The sequence below is a fragment of the Streptomyces sp. NPDC098101 genome, assembly GCF_044760185.1.
Taxonomy (GTDB): domain Bacteria; phylum Actinomycetota; class Actinomycetes; order Streptomycetales; family Streptomycetaceae; genus Streptomyces.
In genome coordinates this window covers 486,964-508,994 of sequence record NZ_JBIWAS010000002.1, presented here as the reverse complement: position 1 = coordinate 508,994, position 22,031 = coordinate 486,964, and the positions used below count along the sequence as shown (strand labels likewise).

Annotated in this window: 18 protein-coding genes and 2 tRNA genes; 4 read left to right on the top strand and 16 right to left on the bottom strand. The window is 72.7% G+C overall.

Annotated features, from left to right (window positions below):
* Positions 1–8: 8 nt before the first annotated feature.
* The 3 genes from hemW to lepA form a co-directional block, all read right to left on the bottom strand.
* The gene (gene hemW / locus ACIQVI_RS09300; RefSeq protein ID WP_351969100.1) at positions 9–1,241 is read right to left on the bottom strand and encodes a radical SAM family heme chaperone HemW; all 1,233 of its coding nucleotides are present in this window, start codon (positions 1,239–1,241) and stop codon (positions 9–11) included.
* Positions 1,242–1,330: 89 nt separating this feature from the next.
* Positions 1,331–3,208: a long-chain fatty acid--CoA ligase gene (locus ACIQVI_RS09295; RefSeq protein WP_351969101.1), complete on the bottom strand. Its 1,878-nt coding sequence runs from the start codon at positions 3,206–3,208 to the stop codon at positions 1,331–1,333.
* A 237-nt stretch (positions 3,209–3,445) separates the two neighbouring features.
* Complete coding sequence (gene lepA / locus ACIQVI_RS09290) at positions 3,446–5,314, bottom strand: translation elongation factor 4 (protein WP_351969102.1); 1,869 nt, start codon at positions 5,312–5,314, stop codon at positions 3,446–3,448.
* Between the two features lie 186 nt (positions 5,315–5,500).
* Between lepA and rpsT the strand changes: the two genes are divergently transcribed.
* Positions 5,501–5,767, top strand: coding sequence for a 30S ribosomal protein S20 (gene rpsT / locus ACIQVI_RS09285; RefSeq protein WP_053647457.1), 267 nt, complete (start codon positions 5,501–5,503; stop codon positions 5,765–5,767).
* A gap of 205 nt (positions 5,768–5,972) precedes the next feature.
* The gene (locus tag ACIQVI_RS09280; protein ID WP_403593131.1) at positions 5,973–6,287 is read left to right on the top strand and encodes a hypothetical protein; all 315 of its coding nucleotides are present in this window, start codon (positions 5,973–5,975) and stop codon (positions 6,285–6,287) included.
* A gap of 51 nt (positions 6,288–6,338) precedes the next feature.
* Here the strand turns inward: ACIQVI_RS09280 and holA are convergent, their stop codons facing one another.
* A complete protein-coding gene (gene holA / locus ACIQVI_RS09275; RefSeq protein WP_121829326.1) occupies positions 6,339–7,331 on the bottom strand; it encodes a DNA polymerase III subunit delta in 993 nt (330 codons plus the stop codon).
* Positions 7,332–7,408: 77 nt separating this feature from the next.
* Between holA and ACIQVI_RS09270 the strand changes: the two genes are divergently transcribed.
* Entirely contained in the window at positions 7,409–7,651 is a 243-nt protein-coding gene (locus ACIQVI_RS09270; protein ID WP_121829327.1) for a hypothetical protein, read from the top strand.
* Here ACIQVI_RS09270 and ACIQVI_RS09265 read toward each other — a convergent pair.
* From ACIQVI_RS09265 to ACIQVI_RS09230, 8 genes are all read right to left on the bottom strand, one after another.
* Positions 7,648–8,538: a YceI family protein gene (locus tag ACIQVI_RS09265; protein ID WP_403593126.1), complete on the bottom strand. Its 891-nt coding sequence runs from the start codon at positions 8,536–8,538 to the stop codon at positions 7,648–7,650. The genes ACIQVI_RS09270 and ACIQVI_RS09265 overlap by 4 nt on opposite strands.
* Positions 8,539–8,637: 99 nt before the next feature.
* On the bottom strand, positions 8,638–9,642 hold the full coding sequence (locus ACIQVI_RS09260) for an arylamine N-acetyltransferase (RefSeq protein ID WP_403593123.1): 1,005 nt from the start codon (positions 9,640–9,642) through the stop codon (positions 8,638–8,640).
* A 75-nt stretch (positions 9,643–9,717) separates the two neighbouring features.
* Positions 9,718–12,300: a ComEC/Rec2 family competence protein gene (locus tag ACIQVI_RS09255; protein ID WP_403593120.1), complete on the bottom strand. Its 2,583-nt coding sequence runs from the start codon at positions 12,298–12,300 to the stop codon at positions 9,718–9,720.
* Positions 12,301–12,314: 14 nt separating this feature from the next.
* Complete coding sequence (locus ACIQVI_RS09250) at positions 12,315–13,061, bottom strand: helix-hairpin-helix domain-containing protein (protein WP_403593117.1); 747 nt, start codon at positions 13,059–13,061, stop codon at positions 12,315–12,317.
* A gap of 519 nt (positions 13,062–13,580) precedes the next feature.
* A complete protein-coding gene (locus ACIQVI_RS09245) occupies positions 13,581–14,426 on the bottom strand; it encodes a DegV family protein (protein WP_351969107.1) in 846 nt (281 codons plus the stop codon).
* 151 nt (positions 14,427–14,577) lie between these two features.
* On the bottom strand, positions 14,578–15,336 hold the full coding sequence (locus ACIQVI_RS09240) for a hypothetical protein (RefSeq protein WP_403593114.1): 759 nt from the start codon (positions 15,334–15,336) through the stop codon (positions 14,578–14,580).
* Positions 15,337–15,546: 210 nt separating this feature from the next.
* Positions 15,547–18,417: a leucine--tRNA ligase gene (gene leuS / locus ACIQVI_RS09235; RefSeq protein WP_351969109.1), complete on the bottom strand. Its 2,871-nt coding sequence runs from the start codon at positions 18,415–18,417 to the stop codon at positions 15,547–15,549.
* Positions 18,418–18,707: 290 nt separating this feature from the next.
* Positions 18,708–18,780 (bottom strand) — tRNA-Ala (locus ACIQVI_RS09230).
* 121 nt (positions 18,781–18,901) lie between these two features.
* On the opposite strand from ACIQVI_RS09230, the gene ACIQVI_RS09225 reads away from it, so the two are divergent.
* Positions 18,902–20,251, top strand: a complete 1,350-nt coding sequence (locus ACIQVI_RS09225) for a glycosyltransferase 87 family protein (RefSeq protein ID WP_403593109.1) — start codon at positions 18,902–18,904, stop codon at positions 20,249–20,251.
* Here the strand turns inward: ACIQVI_RS09225 and ACIQVI_RS09220 are convergent.
* The 4 genes from ACIQVI_RS09220 to rsfS all read right to left on the bottom strand — a co-directional run bounded on the left by ACIQVI_RS09220 (position 20,230) and on the right by rsfS (position 21,989).
* On the bottom strand, positions 20,230–20,463 hold the full coding sequence (locus ACIQVI_RS09220) for a hypothetical protein (RefSeq protein WP_015033559.1): 234 nt from the start codon (positions 20,461–20,463) through the stop codon (positions 20,230–20,232). The genes ACIQVI_RS09225 and ACIQVI_RS09220 overlap by 22 nt on opposite strands.
* A 230-nt stretch (positions 20,464–20,693) precedes the next feature.
* Positions 20,694–20,766 (bottom strand) — tRNA-Ala (locus tag ACIQVI_RS09215).
* 105 nt (positions 20,767–20,871) lie between these two features.
* Complete coding sequence (locus ACIQVI_RS09210; protein WP_351969135.1) at positions 20,872–21,525, bottom strand: histidine phosphatase family protein; 654 nt, start codon at positions 21,523–21,525, stop codon at positions 20,872–20,874.
* Complete coding sequence (gene rsfS / locus ACIQVI_RS09205) at positions 21,522–21,989, bottom strand: ribosome silencing factor (protein WP_053647475.1); 468 nt, start codon at positions 21,987–21,989, stop codon at positions 21,522–21,524. Before rsfS ends, ACIQVI_RS09210 begins: the two co-directional genes overlap by 4 nt.
* Positions 21,990–22,031: the final 42 nt, after the last annotated feature.

Here is a 22,031-nt window from a genome sequence, read left to right as displayed (position 1 = left end):
CCGGTCGGCTAGTCCACCAGGTCCCGCACCACCGCGTCCGCGAGCAGCCGTCCCCGCAGGGTCAGGACCGCCCGCCCCTCCCCGTACGGCCCGGGGTCGAGCAGGCCGTCCGCCAGGGCCTTTCCGGCGGCGGCCAGACCGGCCGGCCGGAGCAGGTCCAGGGGGCAGCCCTCCCGGAGCCGCAGTTCGAGGAGGACGCGCTCCACCCGCCGGTCCTCCTCGGAGAGGAGCTCGCGCCCGGCCCCGGGCGTCCGGCCGGCCGCGAGGGCCGCCGCGTACGTGCCGGGGTGCTTCACGTTCCACCAGCGGACCCCGCCCACGTGGCTGTGCGCGCCGGGCCCCGCGCCCCACCAGTCGGCGCCGCGCCAGTACAGCTCGTTGTGGAGGCAGCGCCCGGCCTCCGAGGTGGCCCAGTTGGACACCTCGTACCACTCGAAACCGGCCCCGGACAGCACCTCCTCGGTGATCAGGTACCGGTCGGCGTGCACGTCGTCGTCGGTCATCGGCACCTCGCCGCGCCGGATCCGGCGGGCCAGCTGGGTGCCCTCCTCGACGATCAGGGCGTAGGCGCTGACGTGGTCGGGTCCGGCGCCGATCGCCGCGTCGAGCGAGGCCCGCCAGTCGTCGTCGGACTCGCCGGGCGTGCCGTAGATCAGGTCGAGGTTGACGTGGTCGAACCCGGCGGCCCGCGCCTCGGCGACGCACGCCTCGGGGCGGCCGGGGGTGTGGGTGCGGTCGAGGACCTTCAGGACGTGCTGCCGGGCGCTCTGCATCCCGAAGGAGATCCGGTTGAAGCCGCCCTCGCGCAGCTCCGCCAGATAGGCCGGGTCCACCGACTCCGGGTTCGCCTCGGTCGTGACCTCGGCGTCGTCCGCGAGCCCGAACTCGTCGCGGATCGCCCCCAGCATCCGTACGAGGTCGCCGGCGGCGAGCAGGGTGGGCGTGCCGCCGCCGACGAAGACGGTCCGGACCGGCCGGGGGTCGTCGCCGAGGACCTTCCGGGCGAGCCGGATCTCCTCGGCGACCTGCTCGGCGTAGTTGTCCCGGGAGGCGAGCACGCCCCCCGTGCCGCGCAGCTCGCTCGCCGTGTAGGTGTTGAAGTCGCAGTACCCGCAGCGCGTCGCGCAGTACGGCACGTGCAGGTAGAACCCGAGCGGGCGCTCCCCGGCCCCTTCCAGGGCGTGCGGGGGCAGCGCCCCGTCCTCGGGAACGGTCTCACCATCGGGCAGTACGGAAGGCATGAGCCCATTGTCCCGTACTGCCCGGGGTGGGCCGGCTGCCTGTGGACAACCGGCTCCCGTGCTGGTCGGCCCCGGTGCGGGGCCGCCGGTCAGGCCTCGCGCGAGCCCGCGTACATCTCCTCGATGAGGTGCTTGTACTCGCGCTCCACGACCGGCCGCTTCAGCTTCAGGGACGGGGTCAGCTCGCCGTGCTCGATGTCGAGGTCGCGCGGCAGCAGGCGGAACTTCTTGATCGTCTGCCAGCGCTGGAGGCCCTCGTTGAGCCGGTCCACGTACCCCTGGATCAGCTTCTCGGTCTGCGGGGCGGCGACGACCTCGGCGTACGGCTTGCCCGCGAGGCCGTGCTCGGCGGCCCAGCCGAGGATGGAGGGCTCGTCGAGGGCGATCAGGGCGGTGCAGAAGTTCCGGTCGGCGCCGTGGACCAGGATGTTCGAGACGAACGGGCAGACGGCCTTGAACTGGCCCTCGACCTCGGCCGGCGCGATGTACTTGCCGCCGGACGTCTTGATCAGGTCCTTCTTGCGGTCGGTGATCCGCAGGTAGCCGTCGGCGGACAGCTCGCCGATGTCGCCGGTGTGGAACCAGCCGTCGGACTCCAGGACCTCGGCGGTCTTCTCCGGCAGGCCGTGGTAGCCCTCCATGACGCCGGGGCCGCGCATCAGGATCTCGCCGTCGTCGGCGATGCGGACCTCGGTGCCGGGGAGCGGCTTGCCGACGGTGCCGGTGCGGTAGGCCTCGCCGGGGTTGACGAAGGAGGCGGCGGAGGTCTCGGTGAGGCCGTACCCCTCCAGGATGTGGATGCCCGCGCCGGAGAAGAAGTAGCCGATCTCGGGGGCGAGGGCGGCGGAGCCGGAGATGCACGCGCGCAGGTTGCCGCCGAAGGCCTCGCGGATCTTGCCGTAGACGAGGGCGTCGGCGACCTTGTGCTTGACGCCCAGACCGAAGGGCGCGGAGGCGGTGCCGGTGCGGCGGAAGTTGTCCTGGGTGGTCTTCGCGTACTCGCGGGAGACCTCGGCCGCCCACTGGAAGATCTTGTACTTGGCTCCGCCGGCGGCGCGGGCCTTGGCGGCGACCCCGTTGTAGACCTTCTCGAAGATGCGGGGCACGGCCGCCATGTAGGTCGGCTGGACCACCGGCAGGTTCTCGATGATCTTGTCGACGCGGCCGTCGACGGCGGTGACGTGGCCGACCTCGATCTGGCCCGAGGTGAGGACCTTGCCGAAGACGTGGGCGAGCGGCAGCCACAGGTACTGGACGTCGTCCCGGGTGACGAGGCCGGTGGCGGCGATGGCCTTGGCCATGTACGACCAGTTGTCGTGCGGGAGGCGGACGCCCTTGGGGCGGCCGGTGGTGCCCGAGGTGTAGATCAAGGTGGCGAGCTGCGTGGAGGTGATCGCGGAGACCCGCTCCTTGACCGCCTCGGGGTGCGTCTCCAGGTACGCCCGGCCGCGCTCCTCCAGCTCCGCGAGGGTGAGGACCCAGTCGCCGTCGCTCTCGACGCCGGTGGCGTCCACGACGACCACGTGGCGGAGGTTCGGCAGGTCGGCGCGGCGCTCGACGGCCTTGGCCAGCTGGGCCGCGTCCTCGGCGATGAGGACCTTGGACTCGGAGTCCGAAAGGATGAACGCCGACTCCTCGGCGTTGGTCTGCGGGTAGACCGTGGTGGTCGCGGCGCCCGCGCACATCACGCCGAGGTCCGCGAGGATCCACTCGACCCGGGTGGAGGAGGCGAGGGCGACCCGCTCCTCGGACCGCACGCCGAGGTCGACCAGGCCGGCGGCGATCGCGTAGACCCGCTCGGCGGCCTGCCCCCAGCTGAGTGACTTCCAGTCGTCCGGGCCGCTGCCGGACGCGGCGGGGACCGGGTAGCGGTAGGCCTCCGCGTCGGGAGTCCGCTCGACTCGCTCAAGGAAGAGGGTCGCCACGGAGGGCGGCCGGTTCTCGATCTGGGTCTGTGTGTCGCTCACGACGTCCTCCGGGCGGCGGCGGTGCCTTCTGGTGGTTCGTAACTAACTGGCGAGTAACCTTCGAGCCGGGATCAGACTAAAGGCCCGAGGTCCGGCGCGTAAGGCCTTGCAGTGCGTCGCTTCATAACGAACGGGTCCACGCGCGTGGTGCGCGTGGACCCGTTCGTGCCGCCCGTGGGACGGGGGGCGCGCCTCGCGGCCCCGCCCCCCGTCACGCCCCCGATCGCCCGGGGACGGCTACTTCTTGCCCTTGCCGGAGGACTCGTCGCTCGACAGGACGGCGATGAAGGCCTCCTGGGGCACCTCCACCGAGCCGACCATCTTCATGCGCTTCTTGCCTTCCTTCTGCTTCTCCAGGAGCTTCCGCTTCCGGGAGATGTCACCGCCGTAGCACTTGGCGAGGACGTCCTTGCGGATGGCGCGGATGGTCTCGCGGGCGATGACCCGGGAGCCGATCGCGGCCTGGATCGGCACCTCGAAGGCCTGCCGGGGGATGAGCTCGCGCAGCTTGGCAACGAGCCGCACCCCGTAGGCGTACGCGGCGTCCTTGTGGGTGACGGCGGAGAAGGCGTCCACCTTGTCGCCGTGCAGCAGGATGTCGACCTTGACCAGGCTGGACGCCTGCTCGCCCGTGGGCTCGTAGTCGAGGGAGGCGTACCCGCGCGTCTTGGACTTCAGCTGGTCGAAGAAGTCGAAGACGATCTCGGCGAGGGGCAGGGTGTAGCGGATCTCGACCCGGTCCTCGGAGAGGTAGTCCATGCCGATCAGGGTGCCGCGCCGGTTCTGGCAGAGCTCCATGATCGCGCCGATGAACTCGCTGGGCGCGAGGATCGTGGCGCGGACGACCGGCTCGTACACCTCGTCGATCTTGCCCTCGGGGAACTCGCTCGGGTTCGTGACCGTGTGCTCGGCGCCGTCCTCCATGACCACGCGGTAGACCACGTTGGGTGCGGTGGCGATCAGATCGAGGCCGAACTCGCGCTCCAGGCGCTCGCGGATCACGTCCAGGTGGAGCAGGCCGAGGAAGCCGACGCGGAAGCCGAAGCCGAGCGCGGCCGAGGTCTCCGGCTCGTAGACGAGCGCGGCGTCGTTGAGCTGGAGCTTGTCGAGGGCCTCGCGCAGGTCGGGGTACTCCGAGCCGTCCAGCGGGTAGAGCCCCGAGAAGACCATCGGCTTCGGGTCCTTGTAGCCGCCGAGCGCCTCGGTGGCGCCCTTGGCCTGCGAGGTGATCGTGTCACCGACCTTGGACTGGCGGACGTCCTTCACGCCGGTGATGAGGTAGCCCACCTCGCCGACGCCGAGGCCGTCGGACGGCGTCATCTCCGGGGAGGAGACGCCGATCTCCAGCAGCTCGTGGGTGGCGCCGGTCGACATCATCCTGATGCGCTCGCGCTTGTTGAGCTGCCCGTCGACGACACGGACGTACGTCACGACGCCCCGGTACGAGTCGTACACGGAGTCGAAGATCATCGCGCGGGCGGGGGCGTCGGCGACGCCGACCGGCGCCGGGACGTCCCGGACGACGCGGTCGAGCAGCGCCTCGACGCCCAGGCCGGTCTTCGCGGAGACCTTGAGCACGTCCTCCGGCTGGCAGCCGATGAGGTTGGCCAGCTCCTCGGCGAACTTCTCCGGCTGCGCGGCCGGCAGGTCGATCTTGTTGAGGACCGGGACGATGGTGAGGTCGTTCTCCATCGCCAGGTAGAGGTTGGCGAGGGTCTGCGCCTCGATGCCCTGCGCCGCGTCCACCAGGAGGATCGTGCCCTCGCAGGCCGCGAGGGACCGCGAGACCTCGTAGGTGAAGTCGACGTGCCCGGGGGTGTCGATCATGTTCAGGATGTGCGTGCGCCCCTGCTCCGGCCCCTCGGTGGGAGCCCACGGCAGACGGACGGCCTGGGACTTGATCGTGATGCCGCGCTCACGCTCGATGTCCATCCGGTCGAGGTACTGGGCGCGCATCTGCCGCTGGTCGACCACACCGGTGAGCTGGAGCATCCGGTCGGCGAGCGTGGACTTGCCGTGGTCGATGTGCGCGATGATGCAGAAGTTGCGGATCAGAGCCGGGTCGGTACGGCTCGGCTCGGGCACGTTGGTAGGAGTCGCGGGCACGCAGGCTTCTCGTCTCGGGCGATGTTCTGAACGGATACGTAGGCTCCATGGTCCCATGCCCGGCGGCCGACGCCCGGTTTGGGCGGTCGCGGGGGCGGCTGATACCGTGGACAGCTGTGTCTCGTCTGCCCTCTCAGCTCACGAGGCACTTCCAGAAGGAACATCGAACCTGTAAAGGCTCTTTTCGTGGCGAACATCAAGTCCCAGATCAAGCGGAACAAGACGAACGAGAAGGCGCGCCTGCGCAACAAGGCCGTCAAGTCCTCGCTCAAGACCGCGATCCGCAAGGCCCGCGAGGCCGTCGCCGCCGGCGACTTCGAGAAGGCCACCGTCGCCACTCGTGCCGCCTCGCGTCAGCTCGACAAGGCTGTCTCGAAGGGCGTCATCCACAAGAACGCCGCCGCCAACAAGAAGTCGGCGCTGGCGATCAAGGTTGCCTCCCTCCAGGGCTGAGCTCTGATGTGAACGGCCGTACGGGATCCAGCGGGCCCTCTCTCCCGCTCCCGCCCGGCCACCCCGGGCTCGTGCGCGGACGCGTTCGCCACGCGGGTGCGAGCCCACTTGCTCGAACGACGAAGGCCCCGCCGCCTCCTTCCCCGGGAGACGGCGGGGCCTTCGTCCGTCGTACGGGGCCATCGGGGGTCCGTACCCTCGCCCCATGGACGACTACCTGCCGCTGTTCGTGATCGGGGCCGCGCTCGCCGGGACGGTGGGCCTGCTGGCCCGGCTCGCGGTCGTGGTGCGCCGCCGGGGAACGGCGGGCGCGGCGATCGGCGCGGCGATGGCGGCGCACGACGAGGCCTTCCGGGTCACGGCGCACGAGTCGTACCACGAGATCAGGGCCCAGGCGGAGCGCAAGGCCCCCGTACTGTCCCCGGACGGCCCGTGGGGCGGCACCGAACCCCTCCCCCGGCACCGCGACGGACACCGGCCGCGCCGCGCCCGCTTCTTCGGGCGCCTGCGACGCGGCTGAACGGAAACGGGGCTCCGGGGCCCTGGATCAGTCGGGCCCGGCCCGAACCGGTCAGTCGGCCCGGCGCATCCTCGCCGCCCGGGCCACCGCGACGACCGCCTTCTCCAGGGCGTACTCGGGGTCGTCGCCCCCGCCCTTCACGCCCGCGTCCGCCTCGGCGACCGCGCGCAGGGCCAGCGAGACCCCGTCCGGGGTCCAGCCGCGCATCTGCTGCCGCACGCGGTCGATCTTCCAGGGCGGCATCCCCAGCTCCCGCGCGAGGTCGGCGGGGCGGCCGCCCCGGGCCGAGGAGAGCTTGCCGATGGCCCGCACGCCCTGGGCGAGCGCGCTGGTGATGAGCACGGGCGCGACCCCGGTCGAGAGCGACCAGCGCAGGGCCTCCAGGGCCTCGGCCGCCCGCCCCTCGACGGCGCGGTCGGCGACGTTGAAGGAGGAGGCCTCCGCGCGGCCCGTGTAGTACCGCCCGACGACGGCCTCGTCGATCGTCCCGTCCACGTCGGAGGTCAGCTGCGCGACGGCGGACGCCAGCTCCCGCAGATCGCTGCCGATCGAGTCGACCAGGGCCTGGCAGGCCTCCGGTGTGGCCGAGCGCCCGAGCGCCCGGAACTCCTGCCGCACGAACGTCAGCCGCTCCGCCGGCTTGGTCGTCTTCGGGCAGGCCACCTCCCGCGCCCCCGCCTTGCGCGCGGCGTCGAGCAGGCCCTTGCCCTTGGCCCCGCCCGCGTGGAGCAGGACGAGGGAGATGTCCTCGACCGGATCGCCCAGGTAGGCCTTGACGTCCTTGACCGTGTCGGCGGAGAGGTCCTGCGCGTTCCGCACGATCAGGACCTTGCGCTCGGCGAAGAGCGAGGGGCTGGTGAGCTCCACGAGCGTCCCGGGCTGGAGCTGGTCGGAGGTGAGGTCGCGCACGTCCGTGTCGGCGTCGGCGGCGCGGGCGGCCGCCACCACCTCCTGGACGGCGCGGTCGAGGAGCAGGTCCTCCTGCCCCACGGCGAGCGTCACGGGGCCGAGGAGGTCGTCGGGGGAAGTCTTTCTGGTGGCCATCGCGGTCCAGCATCCCACGGGCCACCGACAGCGGGGGACGTCACGGGCCACCGTCGGCCGTGCCCGAGAATGGCGGGGTGAGTGAACGACACGTACTGGTGCTCCCCGACCGCGACGCCGCCGAGGAGGTCGCCGAGGAGCTTCCCGACCGCTTCGGCCTGGCCGAGGAACCGCAGCTCGTGCGGGACGCCCTGGCCGGGGAGGACGACGCCGAGGACGCGCAGTGGCTGGTGGTCGTCGAGGACCCGGACGGCCGGCTCGACCCGGCGGCCCTCGACGGCCTCGCCGCCGAGTACGAGGGCTGGCTGGAAGCCCCTTAGCCCCCGGCCTTCTTGGGCACGATCTGGACGTCGAGGTCGATGCCGATGCTGGACCCGACGGCCGCGATGCCGCGCGCGAGCAGCGTCTGCCAGGTGAGGGTGAAGTCCTCGCGGTGGAGCTCGGTGGTGGCCCGGCAGGCGCCCCGGGTCTCGCCCTCCAGACCGCTCCCCAGGCCCAGGTACTGGGTGTCGAGGGTCACCGTGCGGCTCACCCCGTGGAGGGTGAGCGCCCCGGTGACGGCCCAGCGGCTGCCGCCCCGGTGGGTGAAGCGCTCGCTGTAGAACTCCAGCGTCGGGTACGTGCCGACGTCGAGGAAGTCGGCCGAGCGCAGGTGGTCGTCGCGCATCCGGACCCCGGTGTCGATGGAGGCGGCGTCGATGACGACGTGCATCGCGGAGTGCTCCATGCGGTCGGCGATCCGGACCGCGCCCGCGAAGTCGTTGAACCGGCCGTGGATCCGGGCCAGTCCGATGTGGCGCGCCGTGAACCCGATCTGCGAGTGCGCCGGGTCGATCTCCCAGTCGCCCGGCTCCGGGAGCGGGGCCTGCGGGGCGACCTGGAGCAGGACGTCGCCGAGGCCGGTGTGGACGCCCTCGGCGACGACGGCGCTGCCGTGGTGCGGCGTGTAGCCCTCGGCGGTGACCGCGAGCCGGTACTCGCCGGCCGGCACGGTCGCGAGCGCGGTGCCGTACGGGTCGGTCTCCCCGGCCAGCACCTTGCGCCCCGCCGCGTCGCTGACGACGAACTCGGCCTGCCGGACGGGCTCGTGCACGGGGTCGAGCACCCGGCAGCTCAGCACTCCCGCCGAGGACGGGACGGTGAGCCCGGCGAGCGGCCCGCCCCGCGCGGCGTTCCCTCCGCGCTTCCCGAAGAGACGATCGAACATTCTTCACGCACCCCCGTGCGACTCGTTCACTATGCAACGAAGTCGCATTCGATCACCCTTGAGGCGTTCGAGGCAAACCGGAGCAAGTGTCGGCAAGTGTTACCGGGAGTCCGAATTGACGTCCTCCTTCCGCGCGGGAGGCCGCGCCACGACGGGCAGCGCGTCGAGCTCGATGCCGAACAGCTCCCGGTACGCCTCCCGCACCTCGTCGTCCCCGCCGAGGATCCGCTCGTCGCGCTCGCCGTGGGCGCGGGTGATCAGCTTCCTGCCGCTGAGGCTGATCCGGCCCTCCTCGGTGAGCCGGGAGCAGATGAGGGAGCGCGGGAAGTGCGAGTCGGGCGAGGTCCGGTGGTACCAGGCCCCGGCCGCGAAGTCGGCGAGCTCGCGCGGCCGGGTCTCCATCAGGTACTGGGACTTCCCGTCCCGCAGCACGTCCAGATCGCCGTCGGCGGTCTCCACGATCCGGAAGACACCGCCCGGGTCCTCCTGGTCGTCGCGCGCGTCGAAGGCCAGCGGGAAGTGGCTGTGGTCGCCGAACCCGACGTCGGCCAACCACCGCTCCCCCTCCACCGTCTCCACCCGCAACGCCATGTGGTCGTACGGGATGCCCAGCTTCCCGCCCTCCCCGACGACCCGCGCCTGGAGCAGCTCGACCCCGTACCCGAGCCCCCTCAGCAGGACCGCGAACGCGGTGTTGATCTCGTAGCAGAAGCCGCCCCTGCGCGCGCCCACCACCTTGTCCAGGAGGGCCTTCTCGTCCAGGACGACGGGCTCCCCGAGGTGGATCGAGAGGTTCTCGAAGGGCACGGTCCGCAGATGGAGCAGGTGCAGTTCGCGCAGCGCGGCGGCGTCCGCGCGCACCGGCCGCTCCGCCCCGATCCGCCGCAGATACGCCTCGACCTCGGCCGGCGCGGGAACGAAGGGCACGGACGGAGCGAAGGAGCCCCGCGACGCCGGGGACTGGTCCTGGGCCTGGGCCTGGGGCTGAGCCTGCTTCTGGGCCTGGGCCCGGTCCTGGGGCTCGGACTCGGACTGGGGCTGGGGCTCGGACTCGGACTGGGGCTGGGGCTGGGGCTGGACAGCGGGTGTCGGCTGTGTGGTCATACGGACAGTCTGCCGGGCCGATAGCCCGACCCTCCTCTCCTCACGATCACCGATTCCCCTCCCCTGCCAGGGAGTTCACTCCCCCTTCGGCACGGCCACGAGCCCCCTCCCCGCCCCCACCACCGCGATCGCCCCGTCCCGATCGGTCCGCAGCACCCGCGCCCCGCCGCCCCGCAGCGCCTCCAGCGTCCGGGGCGAGGGATGTCCGTACGGGTTGTCCCGGCCCGCCGACACCAGCGCGAGCCTCGGCCGCACGGCCCGTATCAACGCCGGGTCCTGGTGCGCGGAACCGTGGTGGGCGACCTTGAGGACGTCCACCGGCGCGAGCCCCGGATGGGCCCGCAACAGCGCGCGCTGCGCCGGTGGCTCCAAGTCCCCGAGGAGCAGCAGGCTCAGCCCTCCGGCGGCCCGGACGAACAACGTGACACTGGCGTCGTTGGGCCCCTCGAACGACCCCCCGGCCCCCGGGACCGGCTCGGCCCCCGCGATACGTCCGGTCGTCGGCCACGGCCAGAGCACCCGCCACTCCAGGGCCCCGATCCTCCGCGTCTCCCCCGGCTCGGCACCGACGAGCGGCACCCGGGCCGCGGCCGCCGTCCGCCGCACGAACGCGGCCTGGGCGGGCGGTTCTTCGAGCCCCGTCGTCTGGATCGCCCCCACCGACCGTCCCCGCAACACCCCTGGAAGCCCGGCCACGTGGTCCGCGTGGAAGTGGGTGAGCACCAGCAACGGCACGCGCTTCACCCCGAGTTCGCGCAGACAGCGGTCCACCGGCACGGGGTCGGGGCCCGCGTCCACCACGACGGCGGAGTCCCCGCCCGCCGCGAGCACGGTCGCGTCCCCCTGGCCCACCTGGCACATCGCGAACGCCCAGCCCGGCGGCGGCCATCCGGTGGCCCACCGGGTCAGCGGCGCCGGCCGCACCACGGCGAGCAGGAGCAGAGCGGCGGCGAGCGCGCCGACCGCACCCCGGTACGGCAGTCTGCGCGCCCCGAGGACCACGGTCGCGGTGAGCAGCGCGAGGGCCAGCCCGCCCCACCACCCGCCGGGCCAGGCCAACTCCGCTCCCGGCAGCGCGCTCCCGGTGCGGGCCACCCAAGCGATCCACCCGGCCGGCCGGCCCGCCACCCACGCCAGACCCTCCGCCGCCGGCATCCAGAGCGCCGCCAGGGCCAGCGCGCCGAACCCGCACACCGTCGCGGGCGCCACGGCGAGTTCGGCGAAGAGGTTCGCCGGGATCGCGACCAGGCTGACCCGGGCCGCGAACACCGCCACGACCGGAGCACACACCGCCTGCGCCGCCAGGGCCGCTGCCAGCGCCTCCGCCAACCGGCCTGGCACCCGGCGCCTGCGCAGCGCGTCGCTCCACCGGGGAGCGATCGTCAACAGCGCCCCGGTGGCCAGGACCGAGAGCAGGAACCCGTAGCTCCGCGCGAGCCAGGGGTCGTAGAGCACCAGCACGAGGACGGCGGCGGCCAGCGCGGGGATCAGCGACCTCCTGCGTCCCGTGCCGATCGCGAGCAGCGCGACGCATCCGCAGGCGGCGGCACGCAGCACGCTCGGATCGGGCCGGCAGACGACCACGAAGGCGAGCGTCAGACCTCCCCCGGCCACCGCGGTGACCCGCAGCGACAGCCCGATCCGGGGCGCGAGCCCACCCCGCTCCGCCCGGTGCGCCCGCCCGGGACGCCCGATCAGCAGGAGCAGCACAATGGTCAAGTTGCTGCCGGAAACCGCCAAAAGATGGGTGAGATCGGTGGCTTCGAAGGCGTCCCTCAGCTCGGGGCCGATCCGGGAGGTGTCCCCGACGACCAGCCCGGGCAGCAGGGCCCGCGCGTCGGGGGCCAGCCCCTCGGTCGCCCTCCGCAGGCCCGCGCGCAGTTCCCCCGCCGTCCGTTGCAGCGCGTTCGGCCGGCCCACAATCAGGGGCGGGTCCGATCCGTCGACCTTGAGCACCGCCGCGAACGGTTCGCCCGGGTGCGACGGCGGCGCGAGCCGGCCGCCGACCCGCAGCCGGGTGGAGGGCAGGAGTCGCAGCCACTCCTCGCGCCCCTCCCCCGGTGACACGAGCACCAGGACCGGCGTCCGGGTCCGCCGGACCGCACCGTCCGACCGCTCGACCCGGGTGACCTCGCCGTCCAGGACGACCGAGACCGGCGCCATGGCGTTGCCCCGCACCTTGGGCCGGGTGAGCCTCGGGTCGGAGGTCACCACCACCTCCAGGCGCGCCCGCGCGTACTCCTCGGCCAGGACCGGCACGGGCCCGCGTCGCAGGTCCGCCGCGTGCAGCCCCGCCGAGGCGGCCCCGGCCGCGGCGCACAACAGGACCCCGGCCCACGCGGTGGCCCGCAACCGCCGCCCTGCCCCGACTCCCGGCGGAGCCGCACCGCGCCCCCTCCGCCGGGCCGCCCCACGGCTCCCCTCGGCCCCGGGGTCTGCGCGCCGCCGCACCGCGCCCCGCACCAGCAGGACCGCCGCCCCCACCAGGCAGACCGCGACACCGGTCACCGTCCACCACCCGGTGACGCCCACGGCGCAGGCCGCGGCCGCCCAAGCCGCCGCCGCGAGGGGAACGAGCCGCAGATCGGCCGGCCCTTCCCACCGGCCCGACACCCGCGCCGCTGTTCCCGACTCCTCCGTCTCCGTCTCCTCGGCCACTCCCCCGTCCCGCTTCACGGCCGGACCAGGGGTTCGAGGTCGGCGAACCGTCGCTGGCCGATGCCGCTGACCTCCCGCAGCTCGCCCACCGACCGGAAGCCGCCGTGTTCCGTGCGGTGGTCGATGATGTGCTGGGCGAGGACCGGTCCGACGCCCGGGAGGGTGTCGAGCTGTTCCACCGTGGCCGTGTTGAGGCTCACCGGGGTCCCCGGCGCCCCTCCGCCCGCTGTGCCTCCCGCGCCTCCGCCGCTCCCGGGGCCGGGCCCGGATCCGCCCGCCGGTGCCCCCGGCACGTCGACCAGGACCTGTTCGCCGTCGGCCAGGACCCGGGCCCGGTTGATGCCGGTGAGATCGGCGCCGGACCGCACCCCGCCCGCCGCCCGCAGGGCGTCCGCCACCCGCGAACCCGCGGGCAGGGTCAGCACCCCCGGCCTGCGCACCTTCCCGCCGACGTCGACGACGACCTCGGCGCCGGAGGGAGCGGGCGACACGGGTGGGACGGGCGGTGGTCCCGCCTCCTGCCGGGCCTCCTGCTCCGGCCCGGTCCGCCCTGCGGGCACGGCCGTCACGGGTGCGGCCGTCGCAGGCGCAGCATGGACGAGCTCGGGAGCGCGCACCGGCTCCGGCCGCCCCGTCCAGAAGTAACCGGCCGCGAGCCCCACGGCCACGACCAGGACCATGGCCAGCGCGGTCAGCGTCCTCGGTTCCAGTCCGCAGCGGGTCTGCACCCACAGCGGTGTCCGGTCCCGGATCCCCGCCACCAGCCGTTCCCGCACCCCGGGCGGAGGGACCGGCGATGTGACCCGTTCCGGCGCCTCCGGCAGCTCCTCCGCCCCGGGCGCCGCCACCCCGGCGGACGGCTCCGGCGGGAACGCCGTCGGGAACAGCGCGTCCCCCCGTCGCCGTACGACACCTCCGGGCACGTCGACGGACCGCCCTCCGACCCGGGCGCGCGGTCGCCCCCGCCCGGGAGGCGAACCGCGCCCTCCCGGGCGACCGCGCCCGTCCGAACCGGCCGCCCGGCCGGGCCCACTGGTCGAACCGCCGGTGGCCCTCACGGCCCCCGTCGTCCTCGCGGCTCCGGGAACAGCCGTGTCCGTGGTTCCGGCGACGGCGGTGGTCGATGCGATGCGTGTACGAAGCGTCATGCCTGTGACCGTAGAGATCACGAATGCCCCGTGCCGGTCTCCCTCACGGTCCGTGGACAGCGGCCCCGCTGTGGAAAACTCCGTCACCCCCATGGGGACGACCAGCACGTGACCGGTACGTGCAGGCGGCCCTCAGCGCGGTGAGACGACGACCGCGAGGAGCCCGGGGCCCGTGTGGGCGCCGATGACCGCGCCCACCTCGCTGACGTGGAACTCCCCGATCCCCGGGATCCGCTCCCGGAGCCGGTCCGCGAGCGTGGCGGCGCGCTCCGGCGCGGACAGGTGGTGCACGGCGATGTCGACCGGCCCGGAGCCGGCCCGCTCCACCGCGATCTCCTCCAGGCGTGCGATGGCCTTCGAGGCCGTCCGCACCTTCTCCCGCAGCTCGATCCGCCCGCCGTCGAGTTCGAGGAGCGGCTTCACCGCGAACGCGGAGCCCAGCAGCGCCTGCGCGGTGCCGATGCGCCCGCCCCGGCGCAGGTAGTCCAGGGTGTCGACGTAGAAGAAGGCGGAGGTCCCGGAGGCGCGCTTCTCGGCCGCCGCGACGGCCTCGTCGAGCGAGCCTCCGGCCTCCACGGTCCGCGCCGCCTCCAGGGCACAGAAGCCCAGTGCCATCCCCATCATGCGGGTGTCCACCACGCGCACGGGCACGGGGGCGTCCTTCGCGGCGAGCACGGCCGCGTCGTAGGTCCCGGAGACCTCGGCGGACAGGTGGAGCGAGACGATGCCCCGCGCACCGGCTTCGGCTGCCTGGCGGTAGGTCTCGGCGAAGACCTCGGGGCTGGGCCGGGAGGTGGTGACGGGCCGCCGCTTCTGGAGGGCCTGGGCGAGGGCTTCGGCCGAGATCTCCGTGCCCTCCTCCAGGGCGCGGTCGCCGATGACGACGGTCAGCGGGACCGTGGTGACGGCGTGCCGCTCCCTCGTCTGGCGTGGCAGGTAGGCCGTGGAATCGGTGACGATCGCGACATGCCGGGACATGAGCGGGAGGTTACCCGCCGGGACCGCCGCACGGCAGCCCGGCCCCCCACCGGATCACCGGGCGTCGGCGAACACTCCGCCTCCCGACCGGATCACCGGATCACCGAATCACCGGACATCGGGCAAGCACCCGTCCCGATCGGCCCTGCCGTCAGGTCGTGGTCTCCGGGCGGGCCGACTTCTCCCAGGGGTAGGAGGTCAGCCGGGGGTCGGGCCCCGTGATGGCGGACGGCTCGCTCCCGGCCCCGGCACCCGCCGTCCGGCCGTGGGCCCCCGTGCCCGCCGTCCGGCCGCCGGCCCCGGCGGCACGCCCCCGCTCCTCCGCACCGGCCGTACCGGTGGCGGCGCCCGGCGCGGGCTCCGGGTCGGCCCAGTGGCGCAGGGCTCCGGCCTCGACGTCGATCTGGGCGCTGAGCGTCGACAGGTCGTCCTCGGCGAACCGCACGGCCCGGTCCCGGGCGGCGCGGCGCAGCGCGTCGGCCGAGCTGGTGATCCGCTCGGTCCGCGCGGTGAGTTCGGGGAGCTGTCCGGCCACCCACGCCCGGTCGGGCTCCCGCTCCAGGCGCTTGAGGTCCGCGTCGAGTTCGAGGCCGTGTCCGCTGAGCCGGTTGAACAGGTCGAGCGACTCCTTCAGCGAGGCGTCCTGCCCGACGCCCGCCTGCAGCGCCTCCTGCGTGGCGCGCATCGAGGTGCGCAGCGAGAGCCGCAGCCGGGCCAGCTCGCCCGCCGCCCCGGCCTGGCCGAAGCTCTTGGCCCGCAGCGTGGTGTCCTCGACCGTGCGCCGGGCCTGGTCCAGGGTGCGGTCGACACCGCGCTTGGCGGCCTTGGTCACCTTCACGGTGGCGTACACCCCGAGCGCCACGAAGGCGACGAAGAGCAGCGCCAGGATCGTGAGAATCGTGGCTTCCATGGGCGCCCCTCCGGCATCGGTCGACTCACCACACGGTTGTGGTCCCTCCACGGTAAACGGAACGGGCAGGCCGAGGGTTCCATCGGAACCCCCAACCTGCCCGTAGGGGAAACCCCTATGCGCGGCCGGTCACCGGTCGCGCATCAGCCGCCGTGCACCGGCTGTCGCACGTCGGCGGTCGCGCCTCACCGGCCGCGCGCCGGCGATCCGCTAGCCCGCGACGATGTTGACCAGCTTCGGCGCGCGCACGATCACCTTGCGGATCTCGGCACCGCCCAGCGCCGCGACCACGTGCGCGTCGGCCAGGGCCAGCGCCTCCAGCTCCGCGTCCGTGATCGACGGGGAGACCTCCAGGCGGGCCTTGACCTTGCCCTTGATCTGCACGACGCAGGTCACGGTCTCGTCGACGACGTACGCCGGGTCGGCGACCGGGAAGTCCTGGTGGACGACCGACTCGGCGTGGCCCAGCCTGCGCCACAGCTCCTCGGCGATGTGCGGCGCCAGCGGGGCGACCAGCAGCACCAGCTGCTCGGCGACCGTGCGGGACAGCGCGCCACCGGACTTGGTCAGGTGGTTGTTCAGCTCGGTGATCTTGGCGATGGCGGTGTTGAAGCGCATCGCGGCCATGTCCTGGGCGACGCCGTCGATCGCCTTGTGCAGGGCGCGCAGCGTGTCCTCGTCGGGCGCGGCGTCGACGACGGTGACCTCGCCGGTCGCCTCGTCGACGATGTTGCGCCACAGCCGCTGCAGCAGCCGGTACTGGCCGACCACCGCGCGCGTGTCCCAGGGGCGCGACACGTCCAGCGGGCCCATCGCCATCTCGTACAGGCGCAGGGTGTCGGCGCCGTACTCGGCGCAGATCTCGTCCGGCGTCACGGCGTTCTTCAGGGACTTGCCCATCTTGCCCAGGACGCGGGAGACCTTCTCGCCCTGGTACCAGAAGCCGCCGTCGCGCTCCTCGACCTCGGCCGCCGGCACGGCGATCCCGCGCGCGTCCCGGTAGACGAAGGCCTGGATCATGCCCTGGTTGTACAGCTTGTGGAAGGGCTCGGCCGAGGAGACGTGGCCCAGGTCGAACAGGACCTTGGACCAGAAGCGCGCGTACAGCAGGTGCAGCACGGCGTGCTCGGCGCCGCCGACGTACAGGTCGACGCCACCGGTCGGCATCCCCTCGCGGGGGCCCATCCAGTACTGCTCGACGGCCGGGTCGACCAGCTTCTCGGAGTTGTGCGGGTCCAGGTAGCGCAGCTCGTACCAGCAGGAACCGGCCCAGTTGGGCATGGTGTTGGTCTCGCGGCGGTACTTCTTCGGCCCGTCGCCCAGGTCCAGGGTGACGTTCACCCAGTCCTCGTTGCGGGACAGCGGGGTCTCCGGGCGGGTGTCCGCGTCGTCCGGGTCGAAGGTGCGCGGCGAGTAGTCCTCGACCTCGGGCAGCTCCAGCGGCAGCATCGACGCGGGCAGCGCGTGGGCGACGCCGTCCTCGTCGTAGACGATCGGGAAGGGCTCGCCCCAGTACCGCTGGCGGCTGAACAGCCAGTCGCGCAGCCGGAAGTTGACGGTGCCCTCGCCGATGCCGCGGTCGGCCAGCCAGGAGGTGATCCGGGCCTTGGCGTCGACGACGCCCAGGCCGTCCAGGGAGATCTCGTCGTTGGCGGAGTTGACCAGCTTCGCCTCGTAGGAGGAGAAGGCGTCGTCCCAGGTGGACGGGTCGGTGCCGCGGTCGTCCGAGGGCTCGACGACGCAGCGCATCGGCAGCTCGAAGGCGCGCGCGAAGGCGAAGTCGCGGCTGTCGTGCGCGGGGACGGCCATGATGGCGCCGGTGCCGTAGCCCATCAGGACGTAGTCGGCGATGAAGACGGGGACCCGCTCGCCGCTGACCGGGTTGGTCGCGTACGCGCCGGTGAAGACGCCGGTCTTGTCCTTGGCCTCGGCCTGGCGCTCCACGTCGGACTTGGAGGCGGCCTGCTTGCGGTAGGCGCCGACGGCCTCGGCGGGGGTGGCGTGACCGCCGGTCCACACGTCGTGGGTGCCCTCGGGCCAGGCGGCCGGGACGATCTCCTCGACCAGCTCGTGCTCGGGCGCCAGGACCATGTAGGTGGCGCCGAACAGGGTGTCCTGGCGGGTGGTGAAGACCGTGATGGCACCGGCGTCGCCGACCCGGAAGTCGACGCGGGCGCCCTCGGAGCGGCCGATCCAGTTCCGCTGCTGCAGCTTGATGGCCTCGGGCCAGTCCAGCGCGTCCAGGTCGTCCAGCAGGCGGTCCGCGTAGGCGGTGATCCGCATGTTCCACTGGCGCAGCTTGGACTTGAAGACGGGGAAGTTGCCGCGCTCGGAGCGTCCGTCGGCGGTGACCTCCTCGTTGGCCAGGACGGTGCCCAGGCCGGGACACCAGTTGACGGGCGCGTCGGAGGCGTACGCCAGGCGGTACTCGCCCAGGACGTCGGCGCGCTCGGTGGCGCTCAGCTCGCTCCACGCGCGCGTGGTGCCGGGGATCTCACGCGTGCCGTTCTCGAACCGCTCGATCAGCTCGGCGATCGGACGGGCCTTCCCGGCCTCGTCGTCGTACCAGGAGTTGAAGATCTGCAGGAAGATCCACTGGGTCCACTTGTAGTACTCCGGGTCGATCGTGGCGAACGACCGGCGCTTGTCGTGGCCCAGGCCCAGCCGGCGCAGCTGGACCTTCATGTTCTCCATGTTGGCCTCGGTGGACACGCGCGGGTGCGTGCCCGTCTGCACGGCGTACTGCTCGGCCGGCAGGCCGAAGGCGTCGAAGCCCAGGGTGTGCAGCACGTTGTGGCCGCTCATGCGCGCGTGGCGGGCGAAGACGTCCGTCGCGATGTAGCCCAGCGGGTGGCCGACGTGCAGTCCCGCGCCCGAGGGGTACGGGAACATGTCCATGATGAACTTCTTGGGGCGTGCGGCGACCGCGGGGTCGCCCGCCAGGTCACCGGTGGGGTTCGGGGCCTCGTACGTGCCCTCGGCGTCCCAGAAGTCCTGCCAGCGTGCCTCGATGTCGGCGGCCATGGCCGCCGTGTAGCGATGCGGGGCCGCCGTCTCGGCGGCCGTATTGATCTCGGTCATGGTCCTTGAAGCTCCATCGATCGTCTCTGCCCACGGCCACTGACTGCCCGAAATGAAAAATCCCCTCGCACAGGAGGGGATGCCGCGCCGACTCCGACGGAATGATCTGTCACCCGTCGGGACTGGTCAGCGCGGCTCGGTAAGCAGGAGGCGTACGGCACGCATGGCGCCAGGGTACCGCAGCGGCCGCACGGGCCGCACCGGCGTTCCGGGGACCGGGACACGAGAAAGCGGGCCACCCGATCCGGGTGACCCGCTTTCCCTTCCACGAGGCTTCCGTGGAGTTTCTGTGGAGCTAAGGAGAATTGAACTCCTGACCTCCTGCATGCCATGCAGGCGCTCTACCAACTGAGCTATAGCCCCTTGCTTTCCGTCTCCGCTGCGGTTTCCCTCGCGGCGACAGACAGAACATTAACCGGCCTCCCGGCAGATCTCCAAATCGATTCCCGGGGCCCTTCCGGGCCGCCGGGTAGGGTCGCCGACTGTGTCCGTCTCCGTGCTCTCGAAAACCCGTGCCCGGCCGTGGCCCCTGGTCACCGCCGCGGCGGTCTGTCTGCTCTCGTTCGCGGCCTTCTGGGTGGCGCAACGCCTCGCCCACGTGAACATGCTCGACGTGATGGTCTACCGGGCCGAGGGCGAGACGGTCCGGGCGGGCGGCGACCTGTACGCGATGCGCGCCACCTCGGCGAACCTCGGCATGACGTATCCCCCCTTCGCCGCCCTGCTGTTCGTGCCGCTGACCCTGGTGGGCGTCCCGCTGATGCGGACGCTCGCCACCGGGGGGAACCTGCTCCTGGTGGTCGCCCTGGTCCAGCTGTCGGTCCAGCTGGTGCGCCCGTCGCTGTCCCGCGCGGACCTGTGGCGCGCCACGTTCTGGATCGCCGCGGTCGTGGTCTGGTGCGAGCCGGTGTGGACGACCCTGCGATACGGCCAGATCAACCTGCTCATAGCCGTGGCGGTGCTCTGGGACCTCACCCGGCGCGAGGGGAGCCGCTGGGCCGGCCTCGGCACCGGTCTGGCGACCGCGGTGAAACTCACACCGGGGCTCTTCGTGGTCCTGCTGCTCGTCGCGGGCGTGCTGCTGTGGCGCCGGGACCGGTCCTGGAACCAGTGGCTGCGGACGGCGGCGACGGCGACCGGGGTGTTCCTCGGGACGACACTGGCCGTGGCCCTCGCACTGCCCGCGGACTCGAAGAAGTTCTGGACGGAGACCCTGTTCGAGACGGGCCGGGTCGGCTTCGCCGAAGAGACCGCCAACCAGTCGATCCGCGGCGTCCTGGCCCGGCTGATGCACACCGACGACCCGGGCATGTGGTGGGCGGTGTCGGCGGCCCTCCTGGGCGGCGTCGCGATGGTCGTGGCGGTACGGGCCGCACTGCGCGGCGACAAGGCGGTGGCGGTGGTCGTCTGCGCGTTCACGGCGCTGATGATCAGTCCGATCTCGTGGTCCCACCACTGGGTCTGGTGCGTGCCGCTGCTGATCCTGCTCGCGGACCGGGCCACGCACGCGTGGCGGGTGACGGGGCCGGTGGCCCTGGTGTTCGCGTCGTTCGCGCTGTGGTGGGTCCCGCACGACCCGGGCCGTCCCGAACTGGACCAGAACGCGGGCCAGATGCTGCTCTCGGCCGTCTATCCGCTGACGACGGCGGCGCTGTTGGCGGGGTACGTACTGGCCCGGCGGAGGTCGCTACCGGCTCGACGGAGGCCTCGCGGGGCGGATACCGGCCACGGGACGGAGGTCGCCACGGCGGCGGAACCGCTCCTGGAGGCCGTACCGGAGCAGGAGCGTCCGATGGCGCCGGAGCGGGAGCGTCAGGCCGTGGCGAAGGAGTAGAACCGCTTGAGGGTGCAGTGCTCGTCGAGGAGCCGACCGTAGATCGGCTCCCCCTCCAGCTCGCGGTAGGTCTCGATCGGGTCGCCTTTTATGATCAGCGCCCGCGCGCACTCCTCGCACCAATACTGGAACCCGGGGTTGACGGGGTCCATGTCGCGCACGATGGGCGTGCCGCTGCCGCACCAGTCGCACTTCCGCCTGTGTGCACCCATCAGTCAGCTCCAGCTGTGGCCGCGGGTCGCGCGCCCCGTCGTGCACCTGGTCGTGCACCGACAGGACACCCTGCCGTTGTCGCCGAGCACGTGGGCCACCCTCCCGTCCGGATCCTGTCCCCCTCCGGCCGTCCGATTCTGCCATGGCCCCGCAAGGGGGTCGGCGTACTCGGCGCAACGGGACGAAACGACGAATCCCGCCCCCTGATGGGGACGGGATTCGGTGACTGTGGAGCTAAGGAGAATTGAACTCCTGACCTCCTGCATGCCATGCAGGCGCTCTACCAACTGAGCTATAGCCCCTCGTGTTCTTCGCGCTCCGCGCTGCGAACAAGAAGAACTCTAGCCTGTGACCTGCCGGAAAGTGAAATCCGGGTCCGGCGGGCCCGTCACGGGGCCCGGTGGGGCTCAGTCGTCGTCGCCGAGGACCGGCTCGGGCAGCGTGCCGGCGTTGTGCTCCAGCAGGCGCCAGCCGCGCGCGCCCTCGCCGAGGACGGACCAGCAGCAGTTCGAGAGCCCGCCCAGGCTCTCCCAGTGCCGGGACTCCAGGCCCAGGAGCCGGCCGATGGTGGTGCGGATGGTGCCGCCGTGGCTGACCACGACGAGCGTGCCGTTCTCCGGGAGCTTGTCGGCGTGCTCCAGGACCACGGGGGCGGCCCGGTCGGCCACCTCGGTCTCCAGCTCGCCGCCGCCCCGGCGCACGGGCTCGCCGCGCTTCCACGCGGCGTACTGCTCGCCGTAGCGCGCCACGATCTCGTCGTGGGTCAGCCCCTGCCACTCCCCCGCGTACGTCTCGCGCAGCGCGGCGTCGTGGGCGACGTCGTGGCCGGTGAGCGCGGCGAGCTCGGCGGCGGTGGCCGCCGCCCGCTTCAGGTCGGAGGCCACGACGGCGTCCGGTTCGAGGGCGGCGAGCAGCCGTGCGGCCCGGCGCGCCTGGGCGACGCCGGTCTCCGTCAGCTCGATGTCCGTCGAGCCCTGGAAGCGGCGCTCCAGGTTCCAGGAGGTCTGGCCGTGGCGCCAGAGGACGATGCGGCGGCCGGTGCCGCCCCTGGTGGTGCTCAGCTCAGCTCACCGTCCGGTCCGTCGGGCAGGCCGGAGGCGTGGCCCGCGGTGTCGACGCCGGTCAGGGCGGCGTGCTCGGCGCCCTTGCCGCGGGTCTTCAGGGCGTCCTCGGGCAGCTCCAGCTCGGGGCAGTCCTTCCACAGCCGCTCCAGGGCGTAGAAGACCCTCTCCTCGCTGTGCTGGACGTGGACGACGATGTCGACGTAGTCCAGCAGGATCCAGCGCGCGTCGCGGTCGCCCTCGCGGCGGACCGGCTTGGCGCCGAGCTCCTTGAGCAGCCGCTCCTCGATCTCGTCGACGATCGACTTGACCTGGCGGTCGTTGGGCGCGGAGGCGAGCAGGAAGGCGTCGGTGATCGACAGCACGTCGCTGACGTCGTACGCGATGATGTCGTGCGCGAGCCGGTCGGCGGCCGCCTGGGCGGCGGTCTTGACGAGCTCGATGGAACGGTCCGTGGCGGTCACAAGCAGGCTTTCGTCGGCGGTCCAGTACCCCTCCAGGGTCTC

Bases quoted from the DNA above. Each gene is read 5' to 3' on its own strand.
- hemW (WP_351969100.1), bottom strand. From the start codon at position 1,241: ATGCCTTCCGTACTGCCCGATGGTGAGACCGTTCCCGAGGACGGGGCG.
- ACIQVI_RS09280 (WP_403593131.1), top strand. From the start codon at position 5,973: ATGGACGACTACCTGCCGCTGTTCGTGATCGGGGCCGCGCTCGCCGGG.
- holA (WP_121829326.1), bottom strand. From the start codon at position 7,331: ATGGCCACCAGAAAGACTTCCCCCGACGACCTCCTCGGCCCCGTGACG.
- ACIQVI_RS09265 (WP_403593126.1), bottom strand. From the start codon at position 8,538: ATGTTCGATCGTCTCTTCGGGAAGCGCGGAGGGAACGCCGCGCGGGGC.
- ACIQVI_RS09260 (WP_403593123.1), bottom strand. From the start codon at position 9,642: ATGACCACACAGCCGACACCCGCTGTCCAGCCCCAGCCCCAGCCCCAG.
- ACIQVI_RS09245 (WP_351969107.1), bottom strand. From the start codon at position 14,426: ATGTCCCGGCATGTCGCGATCGTCACCGATTCCACGGCCTACCTGCCA.
- ACIQVI_RS09240 (WP_403593114.1), bottom strand. From the start codon at position 15,336: ATGGAAGCCACGATTCTCACGATCCTGGCGCTGCTCTTCGTCGCCTTC.
- leuS (WP_351969109.1), bottom strand. From the start codon at position 18,417: ATGACCGAGATCAATACGGCCGCCGAGACGGCGGCCCCGCATCGCTAC.
- ACIQVI_RS09220 (WP_015033559.1), bottom strand. From the start codon at position 20,463: ATGGGTGCACACAGGCGGAAGTGCGACTGGTGCGGCAGCGGCACGCCC.